Here is a 4,758-nt window from a genome sequence, read left to right as displayed (position 1 = left end):
GGAATTGCACCACACACAGGCCGCAGCTTCCGCCGCCGCCGCAATTCGACGGCAGCTCGATACCGGCAGCTTCAAGCGCAAGATAAAGATTTCGGCCCGAGTCAATCCTCACCTCCGCTCGATCACCCGACTTGCCATTGATGATTTTTAGGGATGTCCGCCGACGCCATGCACTGATCAAATCGAAGTCCTGGCGACGAAAACTTCGAAACAGCAGCAAGAGCCCAGAAATTGAAAGCCACAGCGCCGCCGTTCCTACCGTGATCACGAAGGGGTTGTTAAAATTGTCTCGCCCCCGGTAGTCCATGGTGTGCAGCATCCAGAAGAAATCAAAGAGTCGCCACGTGGAGTTTCGGCTCGCGACGAGTCGCCCGTCGTCGGCTGCGAAGTACAAGCTGGTTTGCCCAGCACCATCGAACTGCGCCTTCCATACAGGGCCAGCGTCCCGCGTCTCGAGTCCGGGAGTCGACTGAAAATTCAGAGAGACGAGCCGCCCCTCGCCTGCGTAGTGACTCAAGGCCAGGCTGCGCGCGACACTCTCATCGATTGCGAGCACGCGGCCGTCTGCGACGTCTCGCAACTGAATGCCGCGGGCGGTCTTCACTCGCCAGACGGGCTTGCCGAGCAGCGGGGCTAGCTCAATTTCGTACAGAACCACGCCTGCTAAGTCCGCGAGCCACGCCGCCGGCTCCGCGATCGTCGTCGGCGGCGACAGCGCGGTTGGCGCCGGCATCTTCGTGCTGTGCTCACCGCTGACTTCATGATGATCGAGCCAAGCGAATACGAACCCGCTCACCGCCCAAAGCAGCAACTGCACGCCGACGATGAGCCCGAGCCATTTGTGTAGTTTGCGCAGAAACAGCATATAGACCCTGATCGATACCTCTTGATCAAGCGACAGCTGCGCGCCTGCGCCGAAAGCTGAAGTAAAGCAGCCAGCCACCGCTCAGAACGGTGACTGTCCCCAGGATTGTCGAGGCACGAAGCAGCCCGTTGTTCATGTCCGAGCGCGTGTCGTAGTCCATGATGTGAAACATCCACAGGAAGTCGAACCAGCGCCAGAATCGATGCCGGCGCGTGACCAGCGCACCCGTGTCCGGGTGTATGTAGAGCGTTGTTTCCAGCCAATCGTCGAAATTCACCTGCCATAGCGGCAAGGGGCGGGTTTGAATCTCCGACGGTGCATCACGCTCGAGAAACTTCGTGGTAGCTATCTTGCCTTGGCCGGCGTAGTACGCGCTCGCCAGCGAAAGAACCAGATTTTCGTTCAGCGGAGAAATCCTTTGGCCACTCGCGGCATCGATCAGCACTTTTCCGGCAGCCTCCGTAATCTCGTACACCGGCGCATGCAAGGTGGGAAGCGATTTCAATGACACCTGCGTCGCAGCGGGATGCTGGCGCACGATCTCGGTGAACGTGACCTTCGCCTCTTCCACCGGTATCGGCGAACGCAGATTGTGGACCAGCGAGTCGCCGTGAATGAAATCGAGATCGACGACAACCATATAGAAGCCGCTGACCGTCCATAGCACGAGTTGCAGACCGACGAACAGCGCGAGCCATTTATGCAGCGTACGGGAGAGAAATACGGGTTTCATTGCTGAGCCTGAGCGGGGCGGCAGTCTCAACCTGCCGCCCTCCTCTGCCTACTGAAGGTTCCAGCTGGCGCGCAGATACCAGCGCTGGCCCAGCAGGTCATAAGTCATTGTGTCCGTGTTCGCGTCAGTCCAACTGGCGACATACGGCGCATCCTCATCAAACAAGTTGTCGACGCCCACGGCCAGGTCGATCGCATCGGTGAGGCGGTAGCTGAACTGGACGTTGTGGTAAAACAAGCTGTCGACTTTGCTCCCCGGACCTGTATCCGTGTTGATGTCGTCGGCTTTGCCGATGTATTGGACACCCCAAGTGCCCGACCAGCGCTCTGAGCCGACCGTCATCGTCGCATCGGAGCGCCAATGCGTGTAGCTGCCATTACCGCCGGTAATCATGCCCGCATATTCGATGGGTGCAGCGCCCTTGAACGGCGTCACGTTGTACTCATCGAGATAGGAGATATTCCAGCCGAGATCCGCACTCAGACCGCCGAGAGTCGTTGCGTACACCACGCCAAGATCGACGCCCGAAGCCGTCTCCGAACCCACATTGCTCGGCTGCGCGGATAGGAAGTTGACTTCGCCGGTCAATGAATCCCGAGTGTGATGCTCCGGCCCGCAGAACGGATGATTCAGATTGCCCGGCTCGTAGCAAATGGCCAGCTTCTCCGATCCGGGGATTTCCTGGATCGAATCCGCGATCTCGATCTCCCAATAGTCGAGGGTGAGCGCGAGCTCGTTGACGAACCCAGGCTCCCAGACAACACCGACCGTGAACGTATCCGCGTCCTCAGGCTGCAGCTCCGAGTTGCCGCCCACCGTGGTCCGGATAGTATTGCCAAGCTGCACGTAGTTCGCAGGTACACCGGCCAGCTGGCAGCTCTGATAAATGGGGTCGCTCGGGCTCAGTGAACTCCAACCACTGCAGGGGTCCGTGGTCGTCAGGTTACCCTCAGCGACGCCGCCGTAGAGCTCCGGAATGTTGGGAATACGGAACGCGGTCGAACGAGTGGCTCGCACCTTGAAGCCGTCCACGACTTGCCACAGCAAGCCAACCTTGTAGTTCGTGTCATTCCCGAACAGGTCATAGTCGGAGTAGCGCCCTGCCAGACTCAACTCGAGGTTCTGCACGGCCGGCAGATCATGCAGAAGCGGCGCGACGATCTCGGCGTACACCTCATCCACCTGATACTTACCCATGATCGGGTCCTGCTGGTTGGTGTTCGCGATATTGGCGACGACGAGCGGATCCGGGTCACGCCAGCCGGATTCTTCGCGACGTTCCGCGCCGGCCGCGAATCGCAAAGCGCCGGCGGGCAGATCAAACAGTTTGCCGGTGATGTTCGCGGTGATGGACTCCTGCTCGTTGCCACCTGTGTCACGCTGGGTGTAGAGGATGTAATCGAGCACCTGCTGCGACACATCGCCATTACCCAGGTAGTCCGCGCACGGCACGGTCACGTTGTCGCACGCGAACATCGTTTGATACACGCGCTCCAAATTTGCCACGTTGGTCGAGCCATCGATGCCCGTATTTCGGCCTTTGTTATAGGCCACATCCCATGACCAGTCCGGGCTCAAATCACCTTCGAAACCGAGCACGACACGCCAGGTGTCCGTTTCCTGGAAGAACTCTCGCACGCCCGCTTCGACCAGCCGCTTACGATCGAGGCGGATATCTTGGCCGGTCGGATTGGTCGGATGACTCGCCGGAATGATGAACGATGTGCGGCCGACGCCGGGCTGATAGTAGTCCAGCAGCGTTCCAGGCGTTGCGATCTGATCCGACTCGCGCTGGCTGTAGATCATTTCGCTGAAGAATCGCGTGCCCTCCGTCACATTGAGATTCCCAAAGATGGAGAACGTGGTCTTCTGAATCGGATTGACCGCGTTGAGCCACTGAAAATAGCCTTCGTTGTGCCGGCCTCCGCTGTACGGCTCGAACAGGTCGCCGCTTCCGTTTGGGTCGTTGTTGAAGTTGATGCGCTGGCCAATGTTGGGTCCAGAAAGGAGAGTGGCGCGTCCGCCCGACGTACTGGAGCTGCCGCTGCATTCAAGCGTGCCATCGCCGGCATCGGCCAGTGCGCACGCCGCACGATCTGCCATGTTGACCGCTTTGCCTTCCGTATAGCTGATGGAACCCATCAAGCTGCCACGATCCCCGGTCATACCGAACGTAAGATCGGCAGCAACTTCCTCGCCATCGCCTTCGGTGGTCTGCCCCACTTTCCCACCGAACTTCAAGCCGTCGAAGCCCTTGCGCGTGATGATGTTGACCACGCCCGCCACCGCGTCCGCTCCGTACAGAGCCGATGCACCGTCCTTCAGGACTTCGATGCGCTCGATGATCGAGGTCGGGATCATGTTGAGATCGACAGCACTGTTCGCACCGGTGCCGCCATTGACGACACGGCGGCCGTTGAGCAGCACCAGGGTGCGATTGACGCCGAGACCTCGCAGATTGACTTGGGCCGTGCCATAGCCATTGTCAGCCCAGTACGCATTCGTCTGGTTGCCGGCGTAGCCCGCCGAGGCTGAAAACCGCTGCAGAAGTGTCTCCGTGGAGGTCACGCCAGTCGCTTCGATATCCTTGGCGCTGAACACTGTGACAGGGCCGACGCCTTCGAGGTCCTGACGTTTGATGCGGCTGCCAGTGACTTGGATCTCCTCGAGCGTACTCGAGGACTCCTGAGCGAGCGTGCTCATGGGCAGCGCCATCGTGGCGCAAGTTGCCAGGAGTGCCAGCGATGAATGCAAGGTTGACGTTCTCATAACTCCCTCACCTGTGTTTGTCTAGTAGTTCGCAAGACCCGCACTCCATGGCGATGTGAGTGCCCAACACAGGCACACGTGATCCGTGTTAAGCCGTCATCCTCACGATCGCCCAGTTATGAGGAGATCTGGCTCGTATGATGAATTTGCCCCGACAGTCGATATCGGCTGGAGGGCGCAAGAATTCGTGCGTAGCTGACGAGACCAAGCTTCGATGAAGTAACACGCGTGATCAGCAGGCAAGGCTCGGTGCGCGAGATGGCGAGCAGCTCGCACTCTCGCTTTTTCGGCAACGCTGCCGTGACATCCTGTCGCGCCTCGAACAATGGACAAACGCGCTGCAAATAGTGGTTCGGTGTTTCGCTCAACAGATCGATCTGCAAGTACTCGG

General features: G+C 59.2%; 4 protein-coding genes. All 4 read right to left on the bottom strand.

Annotated features, from left to right (window positions below):
• A partial coding sequence (locus JNL55_RS12470; protein WP_293853290.1) for a PepSY domain-containing protein occupies positions 1-865 on the bottom strand: 865 nt, incomplete at its 3' end.
• Between the two features lie 25 nt (positions 866-890).
• A complete protein-coding gene (locus JNL55_RS12465; RefSeq protein ID WP_293853288.1) occupies positions 891-1,598 on the bottom strand; it encodes a PepSY domain-containing protein in 708 nt (235 codons plus the stop codon).
• A gap of 48 nt (positions 1,599-1,646) precedes the next feature.
• Complete coding sequence (locus tag JNL55_RS12460; RefSeq protein ID WP_293853285.1) at positions 1,647-4,367, bottom strand: TonB-dependent receptor; 2,721 nt, start codon at positions 4,365-4,367, stop codon at positions 1,647-1,649.
• A 116-nt stretch (positions 4,368-4,483) separates the two neighbouring features.
• A partial coding sequence (locus JNL55_RS12455; RefSeq protein ID WP_293853283.1) for a UTRA domain-containing protein occupies positions 4,484-4,758 on the bottom strand: 275 nt, incomplete at its 5' end.

The sequence above is a fragment of the Steroidobacter sp. genome (assembly GCF_016790065.1).
GTDB lineage: Bacteria > Pseudomonadota > Gammaproteobacteria > Steroidobacterales > Steroidobacteraceae > Steroidobacter.
Note: the sequence above shows the minus strand (reverse complement) of the source record. Positions and strands in the feature narration are given on the sequence as shown.